The sequence below is a fragment of the Mesorhizobium sp. M0244 genome (assembly GCF_040321795.1).
In the GTDB taxonomy this organism is placed as follows: domain Bacteria; phylum Pseudomonadota; class Alphaproteobacteria; order Rhizobiales; family Rhizobiaceae; genus Mesorhizobium.
In genome coordinates this window covers 58,744-79,420 of sequence record NZ_JAMYSE010000007.1, presented here as the reverse complement: position 1 = coordinate 79,420, position 20,677 = coordinate 58,744, and the positions used below count along the sequence as shown (strand labels likewise).

Here is a 20,677-nt window from a genome sequence, read left to right as displayed (position 1 = left end):
GGTCCTTTGCCGGCCGAGCAGGTAATCGCGCCGGCTTTGCTTTAGATGAAACGGCTCAAGAAAGCCCGCGTGCGCGGGTGCTTGGGTTTGGCGAGAACCTCGTCCGGAGGCCCGGCCTCGATCACATTGCCGTCGTCCATGAACACCACCCGATCCGCCGCCTCGCGGGCAAAGCCGATCTCATGCGTGACCACGATCATGGTCAAGCCCTGCTTGGCGAGATCGCGCATGGTGGCGAGCACCTCGCCGACCAGCTCTGGATCGAGCGCCGATGTCGGCTCGTCGAAGAGCATCAATTTCGGGCGGATGGCGAGCGCACGGGCAATGGCGACGCGCTGTTGCTGGCCGCCTGAAAGCTGGCGCGGATAGGCATCGATCTTGTCGGCGAGACCGACACGGGTCAGCAGTTCGCGGCCGTAGCCGACCGCCTCCTTGCGGCTCTGCCGGTGGACGCCGACCGGAGCCTCGATGACGTTCTGCAGGGTCGTCATGTGCGGATAGAGGTTGAACTGCTGGAACACCATGCCGATCTTGCGCCGCTGCGCGGCGATCGCCCGGTCGGAGAGCTTGTCGAGGTGGCCGTTGTGCAGCCGGTAGCCGATCTGCTCGCCGTCCACCTCGATCGACCCCCGGTCGATCGCCTCCAGATGATTGATGCATCGCAGGAACGTTGATTTGCCGGAGCCGGACGGCCCGAGAATTACCACCACCTCGCCAGGCGCGACGTCCAGATCGATGCCCTTCAGCACCTCGAGCGGGCCGAACGCCTTGTGAACGTTGCGAGCCCGAACCAGGGGCGTGTCATGCGCGCTCATTGGCGGCCTCCAGGGTGGCGGTCGCTGTCTTCTCGCGGGCGCCGCGGTCGCCGCGGCTGTAGTGGCGCTCGATCGCGCCCTGCGCGACGTTGAGAACCGAGGTGATCAGCAGGTACCACAGCACCGCAACCATCAGCAGCGGAATGATTTCGAAGGTGCGGTTGTAGATCGATTGCACCGAATAGAGCAGGTCGGCCATGGCGATGACGCTGACGAGCGACGTCGCCTTGATCATGCTGATCAGCTGATTGCCGGTCGGCGGCACGATCGACCGCATCGCCTGTGGGATGATGATGCGCCGTAAAGCCCTGGCGCGAGTCATGCCGAAGGCTTCAGCCGTTTCGGCCTGTCCCTTGTCCACCGAGAGCAGTCCGCCGCGGATGATCTCAGCCATATAGGCGGCCTCGTTCAGCGCCAGACCAAGGATAGCGGCCGTCAAAGGCGTGATCAGGTCGTTGGTGTTCCAACTCGCGAAACCGACGGAAATGCGCGGAAAGAGCGTCGAAAGGTTGTACCACAAGATGAGCTGCACCAGCAGCGGTGTTCCCCGGAAGAACCAGATGAACAGTCCGGAGAGAAAGGATGCCAGCCTGTCCTTCGACATGCGCGCGATGGCGAGCAGCAGGCCGAGCACGATGCCGAGGATCATCGCCACGACCGTCAGGCCGAGCGTCACCGAAAGCCCCTGCATGACCGTGGGATCGAAGAAATACTGGGCGACCACCGGCCAACCGAAATTCGGATTGACCGCAACGATATAGGCGAAGCCGGCCGCTACCGCGACGGTGAATGCCCAGAGCGCCAGCCGGACAAGCGGAAACGGCCGGTGGGCTCGTTTGACGTCGCGGAGCGCGTCGTCGGGACGTTGCGGCACCCCGGCCGCGTAAGCAGCGGTCGCGTCGGTCATAGCATCCTCAACTTGGGCTTTCCTCTATTGGCGCTGGCCTCTACTGGCCCTGATTGATGCCGGGCATCTCGATCATGTTTTTCTCCAAACCCCACTTCTTCATGACCGCGGCATAGGTGCCGTTCTTCATCAGGATCTTGAACGCGTCGAGCAGCACGCCGCCCAGCGGCGAGCCCTTCTTGACGACGGCGCCTTGATAGATGTCCTTGAAGCCGTTGGCTTGGCCGACACCGGAGAGTTCCAGCTGGCCCTTCGCCTGCTCGACGAAATAGGTCAGCGGCGCTTGCGAGGAGAAGAATGCGTCGGAGCGCTTCGACCGGACGGCCAGAATCGAACTCGGCTGATCGGTGAAGGACTGCACCTCGACAGCCGGCTTGCCGCCCTCGGTGCATTTCTGCGCTTGCTGCTTGATGACCTTTTCAGCCGACCCGCCCGACATGACGGCGATGCGCTTGCCGCAAGCGGTGTCGAGCGACGTGATGCCTTGCGGATTGCCCTTCTCGACGGCGAAGACGACGTATTCGCGCACCCAATCGATGAAGTCGTTGGATTTCTGGCGGTCGGGATAGTCGCCGACAGGTCCCATCGCGAACTGATAACGGCCGGCATTGATGCCGCTCAGCAAAGCTGGCAGGCCAGCAACCGAGGCGTGATCGACCTCAACGCCGAGCAGCTGGCCGATGGCGTCCGAAATATCCTTGGTCGCTCCCGATAGTTCGGTGCCGGTGACGATCTCATAGGGCGGGAACGAGCCGTTGTTGACAGCGGTGATCTTTCCTGCGGTCCTGATCTCTTCCGGTAGCCGGCCTCGCAAGTCCTCGTTCACCGATTGTTTCTGGGCGTCCTGGGCAAAGCTGGCCTGCGCCAGCATGGTGACGAGCGAGGCGAATATGAAGCTGATTGTCCTCATGGCATTCTCCTGTCCTTGGTTGCGCGTTGTCAGGCTGCGGTGGCCCGCGACCTGGCCTCAAAAGGAAACAAGGCTTCGGCGGAAATCCGTTCCGCCAGAATGCCTTGGGTATGTAGCTCCGTGACGAAATCCTCGATCATGCGTCGATTGGCGGGCAGGCCGCTGGCGTTCCATGAAGCAGGCAGGTCGCGTCCCGCATGGAGCAGCTCCTCGAGGATCCAGGGCGAGGTGTCGGCATATTTGCGGCGCTTGCCGGTCCAGACGCGCTGGCTTTCATCGATCAGCCTGGCGAGTTCCTGCGGCAGCCAGGGGTGTTCCCTGGCCACGGCGGACTTGACGGCGACCAGATGCATGCCGGGCACATAACCGACGTCGGCGAAATAGGCGCGTTCAGCCGCGCGAAAATCGCGCAGCACTTGCCGGAAGCCGGAAGCCGGGCCGAAAAAGCCGGCCGGCATGAAGGGTGTGAAAACGGCGTCCAGCGCGCCTTCCGCCAGCAGCTCCATCATCGGGCGGTCGCCCGGCGCAGCTTCGATCCGGCCCGGCCTGCCGAAACCATCGAGCCGGTCGGTGATCGGGTGCTCTGACGTCAGCCTGCCGGCGAACCAGTAGGCGTCCTCGACGCCGACACCTTCCCGGCGAAGTGCCGCTCGCGTCCATGTGTTGCCGGAATCGCGCCAGCCGGTCACGCCGATGCGTTTGCCGGCAAGGTCGGAGAGCCGTTCCAGCGGGCTTGATTGGACGGTGATGATGCAGCGGTGGCGGAATCCGCGCATGATGAAACACGGTAGTCCAACCACCGTATCGACGCCCGACGCCATGGCCGACACATAACGGCTGAATGAGACCTCCGCCGCATCGTAGTTCGGATCGCTGCCGAGATCCGGGATCAGCGTGGCGACGCGGTCAACATTCACCGACAGGCGGCTGGAGGTGACATCGCCCAGGATCAAGGGAGTGAGATAATCCCAGTCGCGGGTGGCTATCGTGATGGAGACGGGCGTTGGCATGATCTTCAAAGCTATGTTTGACCGGCGATTGGTAAATGTTTATTTTTGGCCGATCAAATGTTATTATGTTACTGAACATTCACCCCCAACGATTGCCGATGCCAATGAATTTCGATGCGGAATGGTTTGCTGAACGCCTCGGCGACCGCACGATGCGCGGCATCGCGCGCGAAACCAGCGCGCTGATCAGAAGCGGCGCGCTGCCTGTCGGCGCGAAGCTTCCGCCGGTTCGCGATCTGGCCTATGTGCTCGGTGTCAGTCCGGCGACGGTCTCGCAGGCGTGGAGCGAGCTTCGGCGCTACAAGATCATCGGCGGCCGCGGACGCAACGGCACCTGGATCATGGGCAACCGCTTTGCCGCCCGGCCCGAGCGGCACATGAGCGGCGGTAATTACGGCGTGGACGTTCTGAACCTGGCGATCGCGGAACCCGATGTGAGGCTCTTGCCGCCGCTCGACATCGCACTGGCGCATGGCGCGCGCGCCGAAAAGCTCAACAGCTACGAGCGGGTGCGCATCCTACCCGAGCTGGAAGCCGCGGTGCGCCCGTCATGGCCGTACGATCCCGGCGCGTTCCTGGCCACCAATGGCGGGTACAACGCCATTTACACACTGCTGCATGCGCTGGTCCCGCCGGGGGCGCCGGTGGCCATTGAGAACCCCACGGCGCTTCGCCTGCTCGACATCCTCGAAGATCTCGATGTGCCGATCATCCCGGTGGAATGCGACAGTGACGGCCCCTTGCCAGAGGCACTCGCAAACGCTCTGCGGCAGCGGCCTGTCGCATTCCTGTTCCAGCCGCGCGTCCATTCGGTGACCGGCGCCTGCATGTCATCGGCGCGGCTCGAGGCCATCGGCGACCTGCTGGCCGGCACCGACGTGCTGATTGTCGAAGATGACGGCGTTGGCGATATTGCCGAGGCGCCGCGCATTTCGCTTGGCCGGCGTTTTCCCGATCGCGTCATCCATATCCTGTCCTATTCCAAGACCCATGGCCCGGACCTGCGGCTCGCCGTACTGTCCGGATCGGCGACGATCGTCGAACAGATCCAGTCCTATCGCAGCTTCAGCTCGGGATGGACCAGCCGCATCCTGCAGGCGGCCACTGCCTGGCTGCTGCAAGACCCGGCCACGGCCGCGCTGGTGGAGCAGGCAAAGGAAGTGTACCGCCGCCGCCGGGAGCGGCTGGCCGGCGAACTGGCGAAACGCAATGTCGGGATCGACGCCGGACACGGTCTCAGCGTCCTCATTCCGGTTGCTTCGGAACCTTACGCGATGGTGACGCTGGCCGCACACGGCATCGCGGTCCATGCCGGGGCGAAGTTTTCGACCGGAAACACGAGCGCCGTCCGCGTCGCGACGAGCATCCTGAGCGAGGAGCACCTTGAGCACGTCGCGGATTCCCTGGCGCTGGCAGCCGACCCGGCACGGGAGGTCAGCTGAGGCAGGCCAACTGCTCGTTCGGAACCAAAGCCTACTCCGCCGCGACGCCCTTCACCTCGAGATAGCTCTCCATTGAATCGTCCATCGCCTGCAGCCAGGGCGTGTGGTGCAACGGCGCCATCGTGCCGGTCATTAGCGAGCGATAGGCATGGTCGCGGAAGCCCATAATGTCTTGCGCCTTGTGGTGCTCCCACTCCATGAAGGTCTGATTGACAGCCTCCACGTCGAAGCCTGGATAGTCGGTCTGCTCCATCAGCTCCTTGGTGTAGTCGCCCTGGAACCAGATCATCTGCTCGGCGTCTTCCAGCGTCTCCTCGCGCGCCCGCCACTTTTTGCCGTGCTCCGCCATCGCTTCGGCCGAAGGTAGCTTGATGCGGCCCATGATGACGTCGCGCGCGAACCAGGCCTGCGCGTCGAACATGTTGAAGGTGTAGAACTGGTCCTGCATGCCGATATAGAAAAGCTTCGGGTTCTTCTCCCAGACGACACCTTCGTAGAGCCCGTCCGGCCACATGCGATTGGCGGTCTTGAGCTTCAGATCCTCGGTGAGGAACGGGAAGGAGTGGAGATAGCCGGTGCACAGGATGATGGCGTCGACATCCCTCGTGCTGCCGTCCTTGAAATGCGCGGTCTTGCCAACGACCTTCTGCAGCAGCGGCACTTCCTTCCAATTGTCCGGCCATTTGAAACCCATCGGCTTCGAGCGGTAGCTGGAGGTGATCGATCTGGCGCCGTATTTGTAGCATTGCGAGCCGATGTCCTCGGCCGAATAGGAGCGGCCGATGATCAAGATGTCCTTGCCCTTGAATTCCATGGCGTCGCGGAAATCGTGGCTGTGCAGGATACGGCCGTTGAAGGTCGAGAAGCCCTCGAAATAGGGGACGTTGGGCACGGAAAAATGCCCCGAGGCGACGACGACGTTGTCGAACTCTTCAGAATAAGTGACGTCGTTAGTGCGGTCATGCGCGGTCACGGTGAACTTCTTCGTCGTTTCGGAAAAGGTGACCATGCGCACCGGGCTGTTGAAGCGCACCCATTGGCGCACGCCGGATTTTTCGACGCGGCCCTTGATGTAGTCCCACAGCACGGCACGCGGCGGATAGGAGCCGATCGGCCGGCCGAAATGCTCCTCGAACGTGTAGTCGGCAAATTCCAGGCACTCCTTCGGGCCGTTCGACCAGAGGTAACGGTACATCGAGCCATGCACCGGATCGCCGTGCTCGTCGAGGCCGGTGCGCCAGGTGTAGTTCCACAGGCCGCCCCAGTCGGACTGCTTTTCGAAGCAGACGATTTCGGGAATGTCGGCGCCCTTGTCGGCAGCCGACTTGAAGGCCCGGAGCTGGGCCATGCCGGACGGTCCGGCTCCGATGACGGCAACACGACTTTTCATTCCGGGCCTCCCGATCTCATTTCCCTAACGAAACAAATTTCACTGACAGGACAGTAATTGCCCCTTCGATGCTGTCAACAGGCCTTATGGTGAAACCTCGTTTCATCACGCTGGATTTCCACGCGACGCCGGCCTCCGACGAAATCCGGACAGCGTGCAATTCGACAGGAGTGGCTTGCCGTCGCAGTTGCACTTCTGTATCGGCACCGAATATGTTCACCGTGAGTGAAATAAATCCGCAGAGTCCGGGGTGGCGACATGGCGAAGAAGGCCGATCTTAAGAATGGGGCAGTCCCCGCCAAGGCGAAGCCGTCGCCGAAAGGCGTGGCAGCCGACAGACGAACGATCCGGACGCCGCTGACCCAGGACCCGCACGCCGTTCGCGACATCCGCGAAAAAGTGCTGGAAGTCGCGATCGGTCGCGAGGTGCGGGCATTCCGCAAAAAGCTCGGCATCACCGTCGCCGATCTGGCGGTCGCCACCGACATTTCGCTTGGCATGCTGTCGAAGATCGAGAACGGCATCACCTCGCCGTCACTGACCACCTTGCAGGCGCTGTCGCGGGCGCTCGGCGTTCCCGTCACCGCCTTCTTCCGCCGCTTCGAGGAGGAGCGCAGCGCCGTCTTCGTCAAGGCCGGCGAAGGGCTCGATGTCGAGCGCCGCGGCACACGCGCCGGCCACCAGTACAATTTGCTCGGCCATATCGGCTCGAACACCAGCGGTGTCGTCGTCGAACCCTATCTGATCACGCTGACCGAGGATTCCGACGTGTTTCCGACCTTCCAGCACGAGGGCATGGAGTTCCTCTATATGCTCGAAGGCGAGGTGGTTTACCGGCACGGCAGCAATCTCTACCCGATGAAGCCCGGCGACAGCCTATTCTTCGACGCCGACGCGCCGCATGGCCCGGAAGTGCTGACGCAACTGCCGATGCGCTATCTCTCGATCATCTGCTATCCGCAGAGCAGCGCGGGCTGAGAGCGGGACGCAAGCAGACCCCTCACCCGGATTGCCAACCGAATTGCAAAGGGCAATTCGGGGCAATCCGACCTCTCCCGAGGGGAGAGGAGGTCGCAAACGCCGGCGCCAGCCTCTTCTCCCCAGCGGGGAGAAGGTGGCCCGAAGGGCCGGATGAGAGGGACTCGCTTCAATCAGACCCAAAGCCCGGGCTCGTCGGGCTGCCATCATCCAGCTTCGATAACCACTCGACCAGCGTCGGGCGATAGCGCGTCAGACCCTTGTAGTTGGCGAGTTCGTCGGGAAGGTCGCGGATGACGCGGTGCAGGCGCCGTGCCCATTTCGGCTGCGTCACCAGCTCGTCCATCTTGATCAGATAGCAGCGGATCGGGAAGACGATCGCATTCGAGCGCGGCAGCCGCCAGAAGCTCTGCAGCTCGACGCGCAGATGGACCTTGTCGCCGACGTTTTCGGGCGTCACCGTGGTCCGGTCCGGGCCCCATTTGTGGTAATTTTCCGGGCTGGTGTCGAGGCGCGGATTGATCGTCATCGTCCAGTTCAGCCGGCGTGCGGGTTTGCCCTGCTGGATGTTGGTGAGGAATTTTAGCGCCCGGACGAATATGCCCTTCTCATGCGCCAGCGGCACCGGCGCGTGCCATTCGAAGAAGTTCATGCCGATGTCGAAATCGAGCGACCAGTCGGCCTGGGTGGTGACCATGCCGGCATCCATCCACAGATTGCCGTCGCGCTGGTCGAGGATGCAGAAATCGCCTTGGCTCTGGCGCGTGATGTACTCCATCGGCCCATAAGGCAGCGTCGAGACGTCGCCGAAGGTGAAACTGTCGTCGATGCCGAGCGGCCGGTTGATCCAGCGCCAGCGGTCGCTGTCGCGCGTCAGCGTGAAATGCTCGGGATAGCCCAGCGCCTGCTGTTCCATCAAAAGCTCGAGCAGATCCCAGCCGGCCAGCGTCATGTGCGGCAGCGACTGACATCGCAGCGGGTCTTCGGTAAGCACCAGCGCGCGGTCCTGCATTTCGGCGACGTAGTGCTCGTCGACGTCGATCAGGTTCTCCAGCACGCTGCCCTTCGGCCCGACGACATGCGGCTCGATGTTGACCGCATACATGTAGCTGTCTTCGTGGAACGGAAACGGGAACCGCCTGATGTACTCCGGACTATTCCCAAAGGTGAAGTCGTCGCGGAACGTTTCCTTGCGAAAGGTAATGCCCAAGCTCGCCTCCTATCTTTCCAGCACCAGAGACCTGCCTTCGAAGCGCGACACGCAGGGCATGATCTTGCGGCCGCAACGGTGGTCTTCCTCGCTCAGCCAGTGGTCGTTGTGGATGAATTTGCCGTCATGAGAAATGACGTTGGTCTCGCATTGGCCGCAGACGCCGCCGCGGCAGAGATAGGGCGGATCGACGCCGGCCGCTTCGATCGCCTCGAGCAGGCTCTGCTGCTCGTCGACGCGGATGGTCTTGCCGCTGAGCGCCAGCGTCACGTCGAAGGGCGCGCCGGGCTGCGGTGCCGCGAAATGCTCGAAATGGACGGTTTCCGTCGGCCAGCCCAAGGCAGCGGCACGGTCGCGAACCCAGCCGATCATGCCGGACGGCCCACAGACATAGAGATGGGTGCCGAGCGGCTGCGACGACAGCAGCCGGTCGAGCTCGATGCGCTCGTCGCGGTCGTCGTGATAGAGCCTGATCCGGCGGTCGTAGCGCTCTCTCAGCAGATCGGCATAGGTGCCGAGCGAGGCTGTGCGGCAGGTGTAGTGCAATTCGAAATTGCCGCCTTCCGCCGCCAGCTGGGCGGTCTGCGCCATGAACGGGGTGATGCCGATACCGCCGGCCAGCATCAAATGCTTCCTGGCGCGCAGATCGAGCGAGAACAGATTGACGGGGTAGCTGACCACCATTTCCATGCCCGGCCTGACATGCCTGTGCATGAACAGCGAGCCGCCGCGGCCGGCATCGTCGCGGCGCACCGAGATGGTGTATTCGCGGGTGTCGAGCGGCGAGCCCATCAGCGAATAGGGATTGAGCCTTGTCCGCTCGCCGTCGCGCATCTCGACAACGACATGGGCGCCGCCGGAAAAGGTCGGCAATAGCTGGCCGTCGCGCCGGCGGAAGTGGAAGCGCGTCACCAGCTCGTTGACCGGAACGACATCGCTGACCACGACATCGAGCTTGGTGGTGCCGGTGCTCATCGAAAGACCTCCTCGATCGGAGGAATTTCGCTGCGGTCCTCGGCATTGATGCAGACGCCCTGGAAAGCGGCAAGGCGCCGCGAATAATGATCGCGCACCAGAAGCAAGAGGCCGCAATGCGAACAGGTTGCCGGCTGCGTCGTCACGTTCTCGGTGATGCCCTTGCAGTGGACGCACTGCATGCGGCGCGCCAGCGAGCCGCGATGCTCGGTCTGGATCGAGGTGTGGTCGATGCCGGCTTCGAGCGCCGCCTGCATGGCCTGGCCGATCAGCCCCTCGGTGCCGGCGAGATAGAGCCTGAGGCCCATATGCGCGTTGGCCAGCGTCTGCTTCAGCCGCGGCAGGGCGCTGGCAAAGGAATGGCCGACGTAGAACTGCGCCGGCTTCAATGCTTCGAGCGCATCGGCATATTTGCCATCGCGGCAGGGAATGAAGATGATGTGGGCGCCGCCGAAAAAATCCGCTTGTGCCTTGGCGGCCAGGTCGGCAATCGCCAGCGCGCCCTCAGCATCCGCTACGAAAAGATGATGCTTGCCGGGCTGCGGAGATAGGGTCCCATAGACCGGCCGGCTGATGATGCTTTTCGCTGCCATACGCCCAGTATGCCTCAGCCTTTCGCCGTGCGCTTGGTCTTCTTCGGATCGTCGAACGGAAGCGGCTCGGCGGTTGCGCTGATGGCGCCGCTCTTGTTGCGGATCTCGAGCCTGGTGCCCTGGACCGCGCAGTCGACGTCGAGCCGGGCGATGCCCATCGATTTTTTGACCAGCGGCGAATACATGGCGCAGGTCACCACGCCGACTTGTCTGCCGTCGCGATAGACCGGCGCGCCCTCGTCGGCCGGCTCCTTGCCTTCGAGCAGCACGCCGAAGATCTTGAAGCGCTCCTTGCCCTTGAGGCGATAATGCTCCTCGGCGCCGCGAAATCCTGTCTTGCCCGGGCTGACGGTGAAGTCGAGGCCGAGCTCCCACAGCGTGTCGCCGGGGCCCTCGTTTTCGAACGGGTATTTCTGTGAATTGTCGTAGGGGTAGAACAGGAGGTAGCTCTCGACGCGCAGCATGTCGAGCGTGGTGAAGCGGCACGGGATGATGCCGGCGCTCTTGCCCTCGTCGAGGATCCTGTCCCAGATCGTGCCGGCGTCCTGGCCGCGGCAGAAAATCTCGTAGCCGCGCTCGCCGGTATAGCCGGTGCGCGAGATCATCACCGGAAAGCCGAACAGCTGCGTCTGCATGTGGTGGAAATAGTTGAGGTCGCGAATGCCGGGCACATGCTTTGCCAGATAATTGACGGCGGTCGGGCCTTGCAGCGAAAGGTCGTGCAGATTGTCGTCGAAACGCAGCGAGACATCGCAGCCCTTGGCGGCGCGCTGCAGCTCTTCATGGCCGGTGCCCGAACCATGCACCACCATCCAGGAATTCGGGCCGGTGCGGTATAGGATGCAGTCGTCGGTGAACTTGCCCGCCTCATTCAGCATGCAGGCATAGGCCGACTTGCCGGGATAGATCTTTTCGACGTCGCGCGTCGTCGCCAGGTCGATCAGGTGCGAGGCGTGCGGCCCGGTGATGTGCACCTTCTTCAGGCCGGATACGTCCATCAGCCCGGCCTTGGTGCGGATGGCGATATACTCCTCGTCGGCGTCCTTGTCGTAGGTCCAGGCGGTGCCCATGCCGCTCCAGTCTTCGAGCTTCGAGCCGAGCGCGCGATGGCGGTCCGCAAGGGCCGAAAATCTCCAGGATGCCGTCATCCGCTGGTTCTCCGTTCGAAAAAAGTTTTTGCTTTCCCCTGCTCCCTGCACAGTGGCGGGAGCGTTGCCTGAATATTGATCGCAAACGCCGGGAGCCTGCAATACCCGTAAGCAAATAATTTCATTGTCAGGCAAAATCCGGCGGTCAAACAAACGGTTAACGTTGCGTAAAATCGTCTTGACAATTGCGGAATTCGGACGGAACTTATGAAAAAAATTTCACTCTCTTGAAAGAGAGCGATCGAGGGGAAAACGATGTCCGACATGCAGCAGCGCATTGAAGCACTGTACCGTTCCGACCTTCGTGGATCGGTGCTCCTGATCGTCTGCCTGTGGGCGACGATCCTCTTCGTCCTCTTCATGACATGGCCATACATCCCCGACGCTGGCATCAAGTTCGTCGTCGCGGTCGCCGCTGCCGCCGTGCTGATCTTCAACACGGCCGCGATCCTGGCGATGGTCAACCACTACAAGGAAGACAAGGAGTTCATCTACGGCCTCGACATCAAGCATGCCGACGCCTACCGCAACCGCAAGTCCTGAGGGGGAGACGCATGGCCCGCTACACACCGCCGGAACAGAGCAAAGCCGGCCAGGTTTTCGATATCGCCGTCGTCGTTGTCGCGATTTTCGTCGCGCTGTGGCTGCCGCTCAAGCTGGGCCTCGCAGGGGCGGCAAAATCCATCGACGCGCTCGATGCCAAGACGTGGGAAGCGCTTGGACAGAACCCGACCATGGCCTCGATCTGGGAAAAGCTCGGCTACATGCCGGAAACCGCGCATGACATCATCCAGAACCGCTTCCACTACATCATCGACTGGCCGACGCTGATCATCATGGCCGCGGTGCTGATCGGCTATTTCATCTTTCTGTTCCGCGCATCGGACCGTGAATACCGCGACGTCATCAACGAAAAATTCGACGACAAATAAATCGGGGAAGCATCGTCATGTGGGTGGCACTCTCTTACGCATGCTGGGGCATCTCGATCGTGCTCGCGCTGTGGATGCTCTACGACTGGTTCAAGATCGACACGACCTATTCCGAAGAGATGCTGACCTCGTCCAGGGAAGGCGAACTTGAAGCTGTGTCCGAAAAACACCGGATCTGAGTGGGGGATTGAACGATGACGGTCACGCTTGAACCGGCAGTGCATGGCGACAGGGTGTCGCTGCTCAGGGTGCTCGGCCCGGCCCATGTCTGGGCGCTCGGCGTCGGCATCGTTCTGGTCGGCGAATTCACCGGCTGGAACTTCTCCGCCGACAAGGGCGGCGCGCTCGCCGCACTGGTGGTCTGCTGGATCGTCGGCCTGCTCTACACCTCCGTCGCCATGATCGATTCCGAGGTCACCTCAACGGTCGCCGCCGCCGGCGGCCAATATGCGCAGGCCAAGCACATCGTCGGGCCGCTGATGGCCTTCAACGTCGCGCTGTTCCTGGTCTTTGCCTATACCATGCTCGAAGTCTCCGACGCGATATTGCTCGGCCAAACAATCGTCGCCAAGGCCGGCGTCGAAGGGATGAGCTACAACTCCTTCATCGCCGCCACCATCGTCGTGCTGGCATGGCTCAACTATCGCGGCGTTCTGATGACGCTCAACGTCAATTTCGTCATCACCGCCATTGCCTATGTCTCCATCGTCATCCTGTTCTTTTCGGTGAGCCCGTGGACGCAAGGCGCCGTGCTGAAGCTCAACGACCTAGTCACCCCCGGCAATGCGCTGCCCTATGGCTGGATCGGCGTCATCGCCGCCTTCCAGTTCGGCATCTGGTACTATCTCGGCATCGAGGGCACCACGCAGGCCGCCGAGGAAGTGCGCTCGCCGGCGCGCTCGCTGCCCTATGGCACGATGGCCGGCATGATCACGCTTTTGATCGCCGCCGCCATGACCTGGTATGTCTGCGCCTCGCTGATGCCATGGGAATATCTCGGCGTCACCCCGTACCCGCTCTGGGACGCGGGAAAGCTGACCGGCAGCCCGTTGCTGGAGAACCTGCTGTTCGTCGCGACGCTGCTTGCGGCACTTGCTTCCGCCAATGGCTGCATCAACGACGCCGCGCGCGCCTGGTTCTCGCTCGGCCGCGACCGCTATTTGCCGACCTGGTTCTCGGCGGTGCATCCGAAATACCGCACGCCCTATCGCTCGATCCTGTTCCTGCTGCCGATCGCGCTTGCCTTCGCCTTCATCGCCGACCTCAACCAGGCGATCACCTTCTCCATCCTGTCGGGCGTGCTGCAATACACTTTCATGAGCATCAACATCATCATGTTCAGGAAGAAGTGGCCGCTCGGCTCGATCCGCCGCGGCTACACCCATCCCTTCCATCCGCTGCCGGCCCTCGTTTTGTTCTGCCTGTGCGTGGTCACCTTCTTTGCGATCTTCCTCGGCTTCGGCTCGCAGCTGATCGCCATGGTCGCCTTCTACTTCCTGATCTCGCTGTGGTTCCACTTCTACCGCTACAGATTCGTGCGTCGTGGTGCCCAGTTCACCATGCCGTGGCCGAAACCGCAGGGTTACTGACAGGAGGAGTCGCCCTGTCTGGGCGGGCATTTGCGTGACGAGGTGCGTTAGGTGATCTCAGTATTGCTCGCCGGGGCGGCTGCCCTGGCTCTCGGCCTGAACCTCGCCCGGCTTGCGCGCGTCAACCGCACCAAGGCTTCGACCGCGCTTGCCGCAGACGAAGCCGGCCTCCGTGCCGTCATTCCCGACGTGGCCAACGTCTCGGACGGCACCGTCGGCGTCGTTACTTTTGCCGGCTCGTGGAACGGCCGGCGGGTGCAGGTTCGGACCATCGTCGACACGCTGGCGACAAGGAAGCTTCCGGCACGCTGGCTGAGCGTTTCGATCACCGAAAGAGTGGTGGTGCCAGGCACTTGCGACATGATGATGCGGCCCGGCTCGCCGACGACCTTTTCCAACTTCGATCATCTCGACCATACGCTGCCGAAGGCGGCTGGATTTCCGGCCGAGGCGGTGCTGCGGACCGACCGCATGGGCATGCGCTTCCCCCAAGCCATCATCGCCGAACACCTCGATATCTTCGCCGAGGGGCGCGCCAAGGAACTGCTGATCACGCCGAACGGCGTGCGCATCGTCTGGCTGCTGGCCGAGGCCGAGCGGGCGCGCTATGGCGTGTTCCGGCAAGCCGAATTTGGCGACGTCAAGCTCGATCCGGCGCTGATCGAGAGGCTGCTGTCATCGGCGTCGGCGCTGCGCGATGCCATCAATCAAAGGGAAGGGCAGGCGGCATGACCAGCCAGAGCACCACCTCCCCCGCACCACCGAGCCCCTATCTGGTTCTCGGCGCCGCGATCGTTTTGCCGGCAAGCGGACATGTCGTGCTCGGCGTACCGGTGCGCGGCCTGCAGTTCCTGTTCTTCATGGTGATCCTGGCCTGGGTCACCGCCAAGATCGCGCCGCCCGATGCCAGCTTCATCGGCCGCCATGCCGGCGGCGTCCTGATCTATGCCCTGTCGATCCTGGACGCCTACAAAATCGCCCGCATCCGCCACGCCAAATGGGTTCACAATGGCGGTGAGCGCAGCGATAGTGCGGCCAGCGGCGCCTCAACCGATATATAACGACAGGAAAATTTTTTTCATACCAATTGAATTCCCGGGACTCATTCGATACATCTCCAAGGGAACAAATCTCGGGAGCCTGACATGTGCGGAATCGTCGGACTTTTTTTGAAGGACAAGTCGCTCGAGCCCCAGCTTGGCGCGATGCTGTCGGAGATGCTGATCTCGCTCAGCGATCGCGGTCCCGACAGCGCCGGCATCGCCATCTATGGCGCGCCATCGGGCATTGAAGCCAAGATCACCATCCAATCGGCCAGACCGGAGCGCGATTTCCGCGGCCTCGACGCCGAACTCGCCAAGGCGATCGGCGCGCCGGTGAGCTTGGCTGCGAAGTCGACGCATGCGGTGGTCAGGACGACGCCTGCCAAGATCGACGAAGCGCGCGAGGCGATCAAGGCGCTGCGCCCCGACATCCGCATCATGGGTGCCGGCGACGTCGTCGAAATCTACAAGGAAGTCGGCTTGCCGGAAGCCGTCGTCGATCGTTTCGGCGTCCGCGAGATGACCGGCACGCACGGCATCGGCCATACCCGAATGGCGACCGAATCGGCGGTGACGACGATGGGCGCGCATCCGTTCTCGACCGGCGCCGACCAGTGCCTGGTGCACAATGGCTCACTGTCCAACCACAACAATGTCCGCCGCGGGCTGATCCGCGAAGGCATGACATTCGAGACCGAGAACGACACCGAAGTTGCGGCCGCCTATCTCTCCTCGCAGATGGCGCATGGCAAAAACCTCAGCGAGGCGCTGGAAGGCACGCTGAGCGACCTCGACGGCTTCTTCACCTTCGTCGTCGGCACCAAGAACGGCTTCGGCGTGGTGCGCGATCCGATCGCCTGCAAGCCCGCCGTGATGGCCGAAACCGACCAGTATGTCGCCTTCGGCTCGGAATATCGTGCGCTCACCAAACTGCCCGGCATAGACAATGCGAGGGTTTGGGAACCCGAGCCCGCAACCGTCTATTTCTGGGAGCATTGAGCTTATGCCGGCAATCAACGCCTTCAATGCGGGCAACGTCTCCAAGGCCGCGCGCGAGCCGGGCCACAATCAGGCATCGAAGGTCTTCGACTTGGCCGAAATGTCGCTGCGCGAACTCAACCAGGCGCTGCACAATCTGACCACCGGTTCGAACGAGACCGCCTGGGAGGTACTTCACCCGCGAGGCAGCCATTCGGTCGCCGTCGGCGTCGACCAGCCGGTCGCCATCGATGTCCGCGGCAGCGTCGGCTATTATTGCGGCGGCATGAACGACGGCAGCACCATCACGGTGCATGGCTCGGCCGGGCCCGGCGTCGGCGAAAACATGATGTCCGGCCAGATCGTCGTCAAAGGCGATGCCAGCCAGTATGCCGGCGCCACCGGCCGGGGCGGGTTGCTGGTCATCGAAGGCAATGCATCGTCGCGCTGCGGCATCTCGATGAAAGGCATCGACATCGTCGTCCATGGCAATATCGGCCACATGTCGGCCTTCATGGCGCAATCCGGCAATTTGGTGGTGCTGGGCGATGCCGGCGATGCGCTCGGCGATTCCATCTACGAGGCGCGGCTCTTCGTGCGCGGCAAGGTCGAAAGCCTCGGCGCCGACTGCATCGCCAAGGAGATGCGGCCCGAACACCTGGAATTGCTGCAGCGCCTGCTCGACCGCGCCGGCGTGACCGGCGTCAAGGCGGCGGAGTTCAAGCGTTATGGCGCGGCGCGCACGCTTTACAATTTCAATATCGACAACGCCGACGCGTATTGAGGCTCAATGACCTATCGCAACCCGCCGACGACGCCGCGCAAGTCCGCGACCTTCGACGACTACACGCTTTCCGAGATCCGCCGCGCCGCGGCGACCGGCATCTATGACATCCGCGGTGCGGGCGCCAAGCGCAAGCTGCCGCATTTCGACGACCTTTTGTTCCTCGGCGCCTCGATCTCGCGCTATCCGCTCGAAGGCTATCGCGAGCGCTGCGACACCAGCGTCGTGCTCGGTTCGCGTCATGCGAAAAAGCCGATCGAGCTGAAAATCCCGATCACCATTGCCGGCATGAGCTTTGGCTCGCTGTCCGGGCCGGCCAAGGAAGCGCTCGGCCGCGGCGCGACGCTGTCGGGCACCTCGACCACCACCGGCGACGGCGGCATGACCGAGGAAGAGCGCGGCCATTCGAAAACACTAGTCTATCAGTATCTGCCGTCGCGCTACGGCATGAACCCGCGCGATCTGCGCCGGGCCGACGCGATCGAAGTGGTCGTCGGCCAAGGTGCGAAACCAGGCGGCGGCGGCATGCTGCTCGGCCAGAAGATCTCCGACCGGGTCGCCGAAATGCGCACGCTGCCGAAAGGCATCGACCAACGCTCCGCATCGCGCCACCCGGACTGGACCGGGCCTGACGATCTCGAGATCAAGATCCTGGAGCTACGTGAAATCACCGACTGGGAAAAGCCGATTTACGTCAAGGTCGGCGGCGCGCGGCCCTATTACGACACCGCCCTTGCGGTGAAGGCGGGCGCCGACGTCGTCGTCGTCGACGGCATGCAGGGCGGAACCGCGGCAACCCAGGAAGTATTCATCGAAAATGTCGGCCAGCCGACGCTTGCCTGCATCAGGCCGGCGGTGCAGGCGCTGCAGGATCTCGGCATGCACCGCAAGGTGCAGCTGATCGTTTCCGGCGGCATCCGCAACGGCGCCGACGTCGCCAAGGCGCTGGCGCTTGGTGTCGACGCGGTGTCGATCGGCACGGCAGCGCTTGTCGCGCTCGGCGACAACGATCCGCGCTGGGAAGCGGAATACAACGAGCTCGGCACCACGGCCGGCGCCTATGACGACTGGCATGAGGGACGCGATCCGGCCGGCATCACCACGCAAGATCCCGAACTAATGAAACGGGTCGATCCGATTGCGGCCGGCCGACGGCTGGCGAATTATCTTAAGGTGATGACACTGGAGGCGCAAACGATTGCCCGGGCCTGCGGCAAGAACAGCCTGCACAATCTCGAGCCCGAGGATCTCGTGGCCTTGACGATCGAAGCCGCCGCCATGGCCGGCGTGCCGCTGGCCGGCACCAACTGGATACCGGGCAAGAACGGCTTCTGATAACCACCTGACAGCACAATTAAGCGAGGAACTATAATGGGGAACGATCTCGCCGCCTTCGCCAAGGAGAAGGGCGTCAAATATTTCATGATATCCTACACCGACCTGTTCGGTGGGCAACGCGCCAAGCTGGTGCCGGCCCAGGCGATCGCCGACATGCAGCGGGACGGTGCCGGCTTTGCCGGTTTTGCCACCTGGCTCGACCTGACGCCGGCGCATCCCGACATGCTGGCGGTGCCGGATCCGGCCTCGGTGATCCAGTTGCCGTGGAAGCCCGAAGTCGCCTGGGTCGCCGCCAACTGCATCATGGACGACAAATCGGTCGAGCAGGCGCCGCGCAACACGCTGAAGCGGCTGATCGCCGAGGCCGCCGGCGACGGCATGCACATCAAGACCGGCGTCGAGGCGGAATTCTTCCTGATCTCGCCGGACGGCAAGACGATTTCCGACGAATACGACACCGCTTCGAAGCCCTGCTACGACCAGCAGGCGGTGATGCGCCGCTACGACGTCATCGCCGAGATCTGCGACCACATGCTGGCGCTCGGCTGGGGCGCCTACCAGAACGACCATGAGGACGCCAACGGCCAGTTCGAGATGAACTGGGCTTTCGACGATGCGCTGGCGACCGCCGACAAGCATTCCTTCTTCAAATTCATGGTGAAGTCCGTTGCCGAAAAGCACGGCCTGCGCGCAACCTTCATGCCGAAGCCGTTCCAGGGCCTGACCGGCAATGGCTGCCATGCCCACATCTCGGTGTGGGACAGAGACGGCAAGACCAATGTCTTTGCCGACAATGCGATGGAACTCGGCCTGTCGGCTAAGGGCAGGAATTTCCTCGGCGGCATCATGAAGCATGCCTCGGCGCTTGCCGCGATCACCAACCCGACGGTGAATTCCTACAAGCGCATCAACGCACCGCGCACCATATCGGGCGCGACCTGGGCGCCCAACTCGGTGACCTGGACCGGCAACAACCGCACCCATATGGTTCGCGTGCCCGGCCCCGGCCGTTTCGAGCTGCGCCTGCCCGACGGCGCGGCAAACCCGTATCTGCTGCAGGCCGTGATCATTGCTGCCGGCCTCGACGGCATCCGCTCGAAGGCCGATCCCGGCAGGCGCTACGACATCGACATGTATCAGTTCGGGCACACGGTCGAAGGCGCGCCGAAGCTGCCGCTCAACCTGCTCGATGCGTTGCGCGAGTTCGACAACGACAAATCGCTCAAGACGGCGCTGGGTGAGGAATTCTCGTCGGCTTATCTAAAGCTCAAGCACCAGGAATGGAATTCCTATGCTTCCCACTTCACCCAGTGGGAGCGCGACCACACGCTCGACATCTGATCCGGAATTGTTGCACGCCCGGCGCGAAACAGGTTCATGAAATACTCGATCTTCTCCCTCGCCCGGGCGGCATTTTCCGGCCACAAGAACTGGCAGCGCACCTGGCGCGACGCCAGCCCGAAGAGCCACTACGACGTGGTGATCATCGGCGGCGGCGGCCATGGCCTGGCGACGGCATGGTTCCTCGCCAGCGAATACGGCATCAGGAATGTCGCCGTGCTGGAAAAGGGCTGGATCGGCTCCGGCAATGCCGGCCGCAACACCACCATCATCCGCTCCAATTACGGGCTGCCCGGCAATACCGGCTTCTACGAGCTGTCGATGAAGCTGTGGGAGCGGATGGAGCAGGACCTCAACTACAACACCATGGTCAGCCAGCGCGGCGTCATCAACCTCTACCATTCGGACGCGCAGCGCGACGCCTATGCGCGGCGCGGCAACACGATGCGCATCAACGGCATCGACGCCGAGCTGCTCGACCTCGCCGCCGTCAGGAAGATGATGCCGTTCCTGAACTTCGACAATGCACGTTTTCCCGTACAGGGTGGCCTGCTGCAGCGGCGCGGCGGCACGGCGCGGCACGATGCTGTGGTCTGGGGCTATGCGCATGCGGCGAGTGCGCTCGGCGTCGACATCATCCAGAACTGCGAGGTGACCGGCTTTGTCCGCGACGCCAACGGCAAGGTGACCGGGGTCGAGACATCGCGCGGCAAGATCGGTGCCGCCAAGGTCGGCATGGCCGTCGCCGGCAGTTCTTCGCGCGTCGCGGCGATGGCCGGCATGCGGCTGCCGATTGAAAGTCATGTGCTGCAGGCTTTCGTCTCGGAGGCGATCAAGCCGCTGATCCCCAATGTCATGACCTTCGGCGCCGGGCATTTCTACGTCAGCCAGTCCGACAAGGGCGGGCTGGTGTTCGGCGGCGATATAGACGGCTACAATTCCTATGCCCAACGCGGCAATCTGCCTGTGATGGAGGACGTTTGCGAGGGCGGCATGGCGCTGATGCCGATGATCGGCCGCGTGCGGCTGTTGCGCCAGTGGGGCGGCATCATGGACATGTCGATGGATGGCTCGCCGATCATCGACAAGACGCCGGTGGACGGGCTCTATCTCAACGCCGGCTGGTGCTATGGCGGCTTCAAGGCGACGCCCGGCTCCGGCCTGGTCTTTGCCCATCTCCTGGCGCGCGACGAGCAGCACAAGGAGGCGGCACGCTTCCGCCTCGACCGCTTCCGGGTGGGCGCGATGATCGACGAAAAGGGCCAGGGCGCCCAACCGAACCTGCATTGAAGGC

Annotated in this window: 22 protein-coding genes; 13 read left to right on the top strand and 9 right to left on the bottom strand. The window is 62.9% G+C overall.

The genetic code is table 11. The annotated features are described in order from the left end of the window. Positions 1–41: 41 nt before the first annotated feature. The 4 genes from NKJ08_RS08080 to NKJ08_RS08065 are packed head-to-tail and all read right to left on the bottom strand — an operon-like array spanning position 42 to position 3,642. Positions 42–815 carry an amino acid ABC transporter ATP-binding protein gene (locus NKJ08_RS08080; protein WP_352527747.1) on the bottom strand — a complete coding sequence of 258 codons (774 nt, stop codon included), beginning with the start codon at positions 813–815 and terminating at the stop codon, positions 42–44. Next, positions 802–1,722 (bottom strand): amino acid ABC transporter permease, encoded by a 921-nt coding sequence (locus NKJ08_RS08075; protein WP_352527749.1) that lies wholly within the window; start codon positions 1,720–1,722, stop codon positions 802–804. The genes NKJ08_RS08080 and NKJ08_RS08075 overlap by 14 nt, the downstream gene beginning before the upstream one ends. Before the next feature lie 40 nt (positions 1,723–1,762). Continuing rightward, entirely contained in the window at positions 1,763–2,632 is an 870-nt protein-coding gene (locus tag NKJ08_RS08070) for an ABC transporter substrate-binding protein (protein ID WP_352527751.1), read from the bottom strand. 29 nt (positions 2,633–2,661) lie between these two features. After that, a complete protein-coding gene (locus tag NKJ08_RS08065) occupies positions 2,662–3,642 on the bottom strand; it encodes a substrate-binding domain-containing protein (protein ID WP_352527753.1) in 981 nt (326 codons plus the stop codon). Positions 3,643–3,794: 152 nt separating this feature from the next. On the opposite strand from NKJ08_RS08065, the gene NKJ08_RS08060 reads away from it, so the two are divergent. Next, positions 3,795–5,084, top strand: coding sequence for an aminotransferase-like domain-containing protein (locus NKJ08_RS08060; RefSeq protein ID WP_502906319.1), 1,290 nt, complete (start codon positions 3,795–3,797; stop codon positions 5,082–5,084). Positions 5,085–5,115: 31 nt separating this feature from the next. Here the strand turns inward: NKJ08_RS08060 and NKJ08_RS08055 are convergent, their stop codons facing one another. Then, positions 5,116–6,474: a trimethylamine monooxygenase gene (locus NKJ08_RS08055; protein ID WP_352527756.1), complete on the bottom strand. Its 1,359-nt coding sequence runs from the start codon at positions 6,472–6,474 to the stop codon at positions 5,116–5,118. Between the two features lie 258 nt (positions 6,475–6,732). On the opposite strand from NKJ08_RS08055, the gene NKJ08_RS08050 reads away from it, so the two are divergent. Then, positions 6,733–7,452 carry a helix-turn-helix domain-containing protein gene (locus tag NKJ08_RS08050; RefSeq protein WP_352527758.1) on the top strand — a complete coding sequence of 240 codons (720 nt, stop codon included), beginning with the start codon at positions 6,733–6,735 and terminating at the stop codon, positions 7,450–7,452. 169 nt (positions 7,453–7,621) lie between these two features. Here the strand turns inward: NKJ08_RS08050 and NKJ08_RS08045 are convergent, their stop codons facing one another. The 4 genes from NKJ08_RS08045 to NKJ08_RS08030 are packed head-to-tail and all read right to left on the bottom strand — an operon-like array spanning position 7,622 to position 11,378. Then, positions 7,622–8,662, bottom strand: a complete 1,041-nt coding sequence (locus tag NKJ08_RS08045) for a heme-dependent oxidative N-demethylase family protein (RefSeq protein WP_352781618.1) — start codon at positions 8,660–8,662, stop codon at positions 7,622–7,624. A 9-nt stretch (positions 8,663–8,671) separates the two neighbouring features. Further along, entirely contained in the window at positions 8,672–9,637 is a 966-nt protein-coding gene (locus tag NKJ08_RS08040) for a PDR/VanB family oxidoreductase (RefSeq protein ID WP_352781617.1), read from the bottom strand. Then, positions 9,634–10,230 carry a dimethylamine monooxygenase subunit DmmA family protein gene (locus NKJ08_RS08035; protein ID WP_352781616.1) on the bottom strand — a complete coding sequence of 199 codons (597 nt, stop codon included), beginning with the start codon at positions 10,228–10,230 and terminating at the stop codon, positions 9,634–9,636. The genes NKJ08_RS08040 and NKJ08_RS08035 overlap by 4 nt, the downstream gene beginning before the upstream one ends. 14 nt (positions 10,231–10,244) lie before the next feature. Further along, positions 10,245–11,378, bottom strand: a complete 1,134-nt coding sequence (locus tag NKJ08_RS08030; RefSeq protein WP_352781615.1) for an aminomethyl transferase family protein — start codon at positions 11,376–11,378, stop codon at positions 10,245–10,247. 255 nt (positions 11,379–11,633) lie between these two features. On the opposite strand from NKJ08_RS08030, the gene NKJ08_RS08025 reads away from it, so the two are divergent. The 11 genes from NKJ08_RS08025 to NKJ08_RS07975 all read left to right on the top strand — a co-directional run bounded on the left by NKJ08_RS08025 (position 11,634) and on the right by NKJ08_RS07975 (position 20,673). Further along, positions 11,634–11,921, top strand: a complete 288-nt coding sequence (locus NKJ08_RS08025; RefSeq protein ID WP_352527768.1) for a hypothetical protein — start codon at positions 11,634–11,636, stop codon at positions 11,919–11,921. Positions 11,922–11,932: 11 nt separating this feature from the next. Continuing rightward, positions 11,933–12,310: a hypothetical protein gene (locus NKJ08_RS08020; protein ID WP_352527770.1), complete on the top strand. Its 378-nt coding sequence runs from the start codon at positions 11,933–11,935 to the stop codon at positions 12,308–12,310. Between the two features lie 17 nt (positions 12,311–12,327). After that, positions 12,328–12,489, top strand: a complete 162-nt coding sequence (locus tag NKJ08_RS08015; RefSeq protein WP_023673991.1) for a hypothetical protein — start codon at positions 12,328–12,330, stop codon at positions 12,487–12,489. A gap of 15 nt (positions 12,490–12,504) precedes the next feature. Further along, positions 12,505–13,899, top strand: coding sequence for an APC family permease (locus NKJ08_RS08010; protein ID WP_352781614.1), 1,395 nt, complete (start codon positions 12,505–12,507; stop codon positions 13,897–13,899). 51 nt (positions 13,900–13,950) lie between these two features. Beyond that, positions 13,951–14,631, top strand: a complete 681-nt coding sequence (locus tag NKJ08_RS08005) for a hypothetical protein (protein ID WP_352527774.1) — start codon at positions 13,951–13,953, stop codon at positions 14,629–14,631. Beyond that, the gene (locus tag NKJ08_RS08000) at positions 14,628–14,960 is read left to right on the top strand and encodes a hypothetical protein (protein WP_352527776.1); all 333 of its coding nucleotides are present in this window, start codon (positions 14,628–14,630) and stop codon (positions 14,958–14,960) included. Before NKJ08_RS08005 ends, NKJ08_RS08000 begins: the two co-directional genes overlap by 4 nt. An 84-nt stretch (positions 14,961–15,044) precedes the next feature. Beyond that, positions 15,045–15,941 (top strand): class II glutamine amidotransferase, encoded by an 897-nt coding sequence (locus tag NKJ08_RS07995; RefSeq protein ID WP_352527778.1) that lies wholly within the window; start codon positions 15,045–15,047, stop codon positions 15,939–15,941. Between the two features lie 100 nt (positions 15,942–16,041). Continuing rightward, a complete protein-coding gene (locus NKJ08_RS07990; RefSeq protein WP_352527799.1) occupies positions 16,042–16,704 on the top strand; it encodes a GltB/FmdC/FwdC-like GXGXG domain-containing protein in 663 nt (220 codons plus the stop codon). Between the two features lie 6 nt (positions 16,705–16,710). After that, a complete protein-coding gene (locus NKJ08_RS07985) occupies positions 16,711–18,039 on the top strand; it encodes an FMN-binding glutamate synthase family protein (protein ID WP_258603849.1) in 1,329 nt (442 codons plus the stop codon). A gap of 36 nt (positions 18,040–18,075) precedes the next feature. Then, positions 18,076–19,383: a type III glutamate--ammonia ligase gene (gene glnT / locus NKJ08_RS07980; protein WP_352527780.1), complete on the top strand. Its 1,308-nt coding sequence runs from the start codon at positions 18,076–18,078 to the stop codon at positions 19,381–19,383. 36 nt (positions 19,384–19,419) lie between these two features. Next, a complete protein-coding gene (locus tag NKJ08_RS07975) occupies positions 19,420–20,673 on the top strand; it encodes a sarcosine oxidase subunit beta family protein (RefSeq protein ID WP_352527782.1) in 1,254 nt (417 codons plus the stop codon). The last annotated feature ends 4 nt before the right edge of the window (positions 20,674–20,677 follow it).

What these genes read in the sequence shown, in the direction of transcription:
- NKJ08_RS08080 (WP_352527747.1), bottom strand. Translation starts at nt 815, where the DNA reads ATGAGCGCGCATGACACGCCCCTGGTTCGGGCTCGCAACGTTCACAAG.
- NKJ08_RS08075 (WP_352527749.1), bottom strand. Translation starts at nt 1,722, where the DNA reads ATGACCGACGCGACCGCTGCTTACGCGGCCGGGGTGCCGCAACGTCCC.
- NKJ08_RS08070 (WP_352527751.1), bottom strand. Translation starts at nt 2,632, where the DNA reads ATGAGGACAATCAGCTTCATATTCGCCTCGCTCGTCACCATGCTGGCG.
- NKJ08_RS08065 (WP_352527753.1), bottom strand. Translation starts at nt 3,642, where the DNA reads ATGCCAACGCCCGTCTCCATCACGATAGCCACCCGCGACTGGGATTAT.
- NKJ08_RS08060 (WP_502906319.1), top strand. Translation starts at nt 3,795, where the DNA reads ATGCGCGGCATCGCGCGCGAAACCAGCGCGCTGATCAGAAGCGGCGCG.
- NKJ08_RS08055 (WP_352527756.1), bottom strand. Translation starts at nt 6,474, where the DNA reads ATGAAAAGTCGTGTTGCCGTCATCGGAGCCGGACCGTCCGGCATGGCC.
- NKJ08_RS08050 (WP_352527758.1), top strand. Translation starts at nt 6,733, where the DNA reads ATGGCGAAGAAGGCCGATCTTAAGAATGGGGCAGTCCCCGCCAAGGCG.
- NKJ08_RS08040 (WP_352781617.1), bottom strand. Translation starts at nt 9,637, where the DNA reads ATGAGCACCGGCACCACCAAGCTCGATGTCGTGGTCAGCGATGTCGTT.
- NKJ08_RS08035 (WP_352781616.1), bottom strand. Translation starts at nt 10,230, where the DNA reads ATGGCAGCGAAAAGCATCATCAGCCGGCCGGTCTATGGGACCCTATCT.
- NKJ08_RS08030 (WP_352781615.1), bottom strand. Translation starts at nt 11,378, where the DNA reads ATGACGGCATCCTGGAGATTTTCGGCCCTTGCGGACCGCCATCGCGCG.
- NKJ08_RS08025 (WP_352527768.1), top strand. Translation starts at nt 11,634, where the DNA reads ATGTCCGACATGCAGCAGCGCATTGAAGCACTGTACCGTTCCGACCTT.
- NKJ08_RS08020 (WP_352527770.1), top strand. Translation starts at nt 11,933, where the DNA reads ATGGCCCGCTACACACCGCCGGAACAGAGCAAAGCCGGCCAGGTTTTC.
- NKJ08_RS08015 (WP_023673991.1), top strand. Translation starts at nt 12,328, where the DNA reads ATGTGGGTGGCACTCTCTTACGCATGCTGGGGCATCTCGATCGTGCTC.
- NKJ08_RS08010 (WP_352781614.1), top strand. Translation starts at nt 12,505, where the DNA reads ATGACGGTCACGCTTGAACCGGCAGTGCATGGCGACAGGGTGTCGCTG.
- NKJ08_RS08000 (WP_352527776.1), top strand. Translation starts at nt 14,628, where the DNA reads ATGACCAGCCAGAGCACCACCTCCCCCGCACCACCGAGCCCCTATCTG.
- NKJ08_RS07995 (WP_352527778.1), top strand. Translation starts at nt 15,045, where the DNA reads ATGTGCGGAATCGTCGGACTTTTTTTGAAGGACAAGTCGCTCGAGCCC.
- NKJ08_RS07990 (WP_352527799.1), top strand. Translation starts at nt 16,042, where the DNA reads ATGTCGCTGCGCGAACTCAACCAGGCGCTGCACAATCTGACCACCGGT.
- NKJ08_RS07985 (WP_258603849.1), top strand. Translation starts at nt 16,711, where the DNA reads ATGACCTATCGCAACCCGCCGACGACGCCGCGCAAGTCCGCGACCTTC.
- glnT (WP_352527780.1), top strand. Translation starts at nt 18,076, where the DNA reads ATGGGGAACGATCTCGCCGCCTTCGCCAAGGAGAAGGGCGTCAAATAT.
- NKJ08_RS07975 (WP_352527782.1), top strand. Translation starts at nt 19,420, where the DNA reads ATGAAATACTCGATCTTCTCCCTCGCCCGGGCGGCATTTTCCGGCCAC.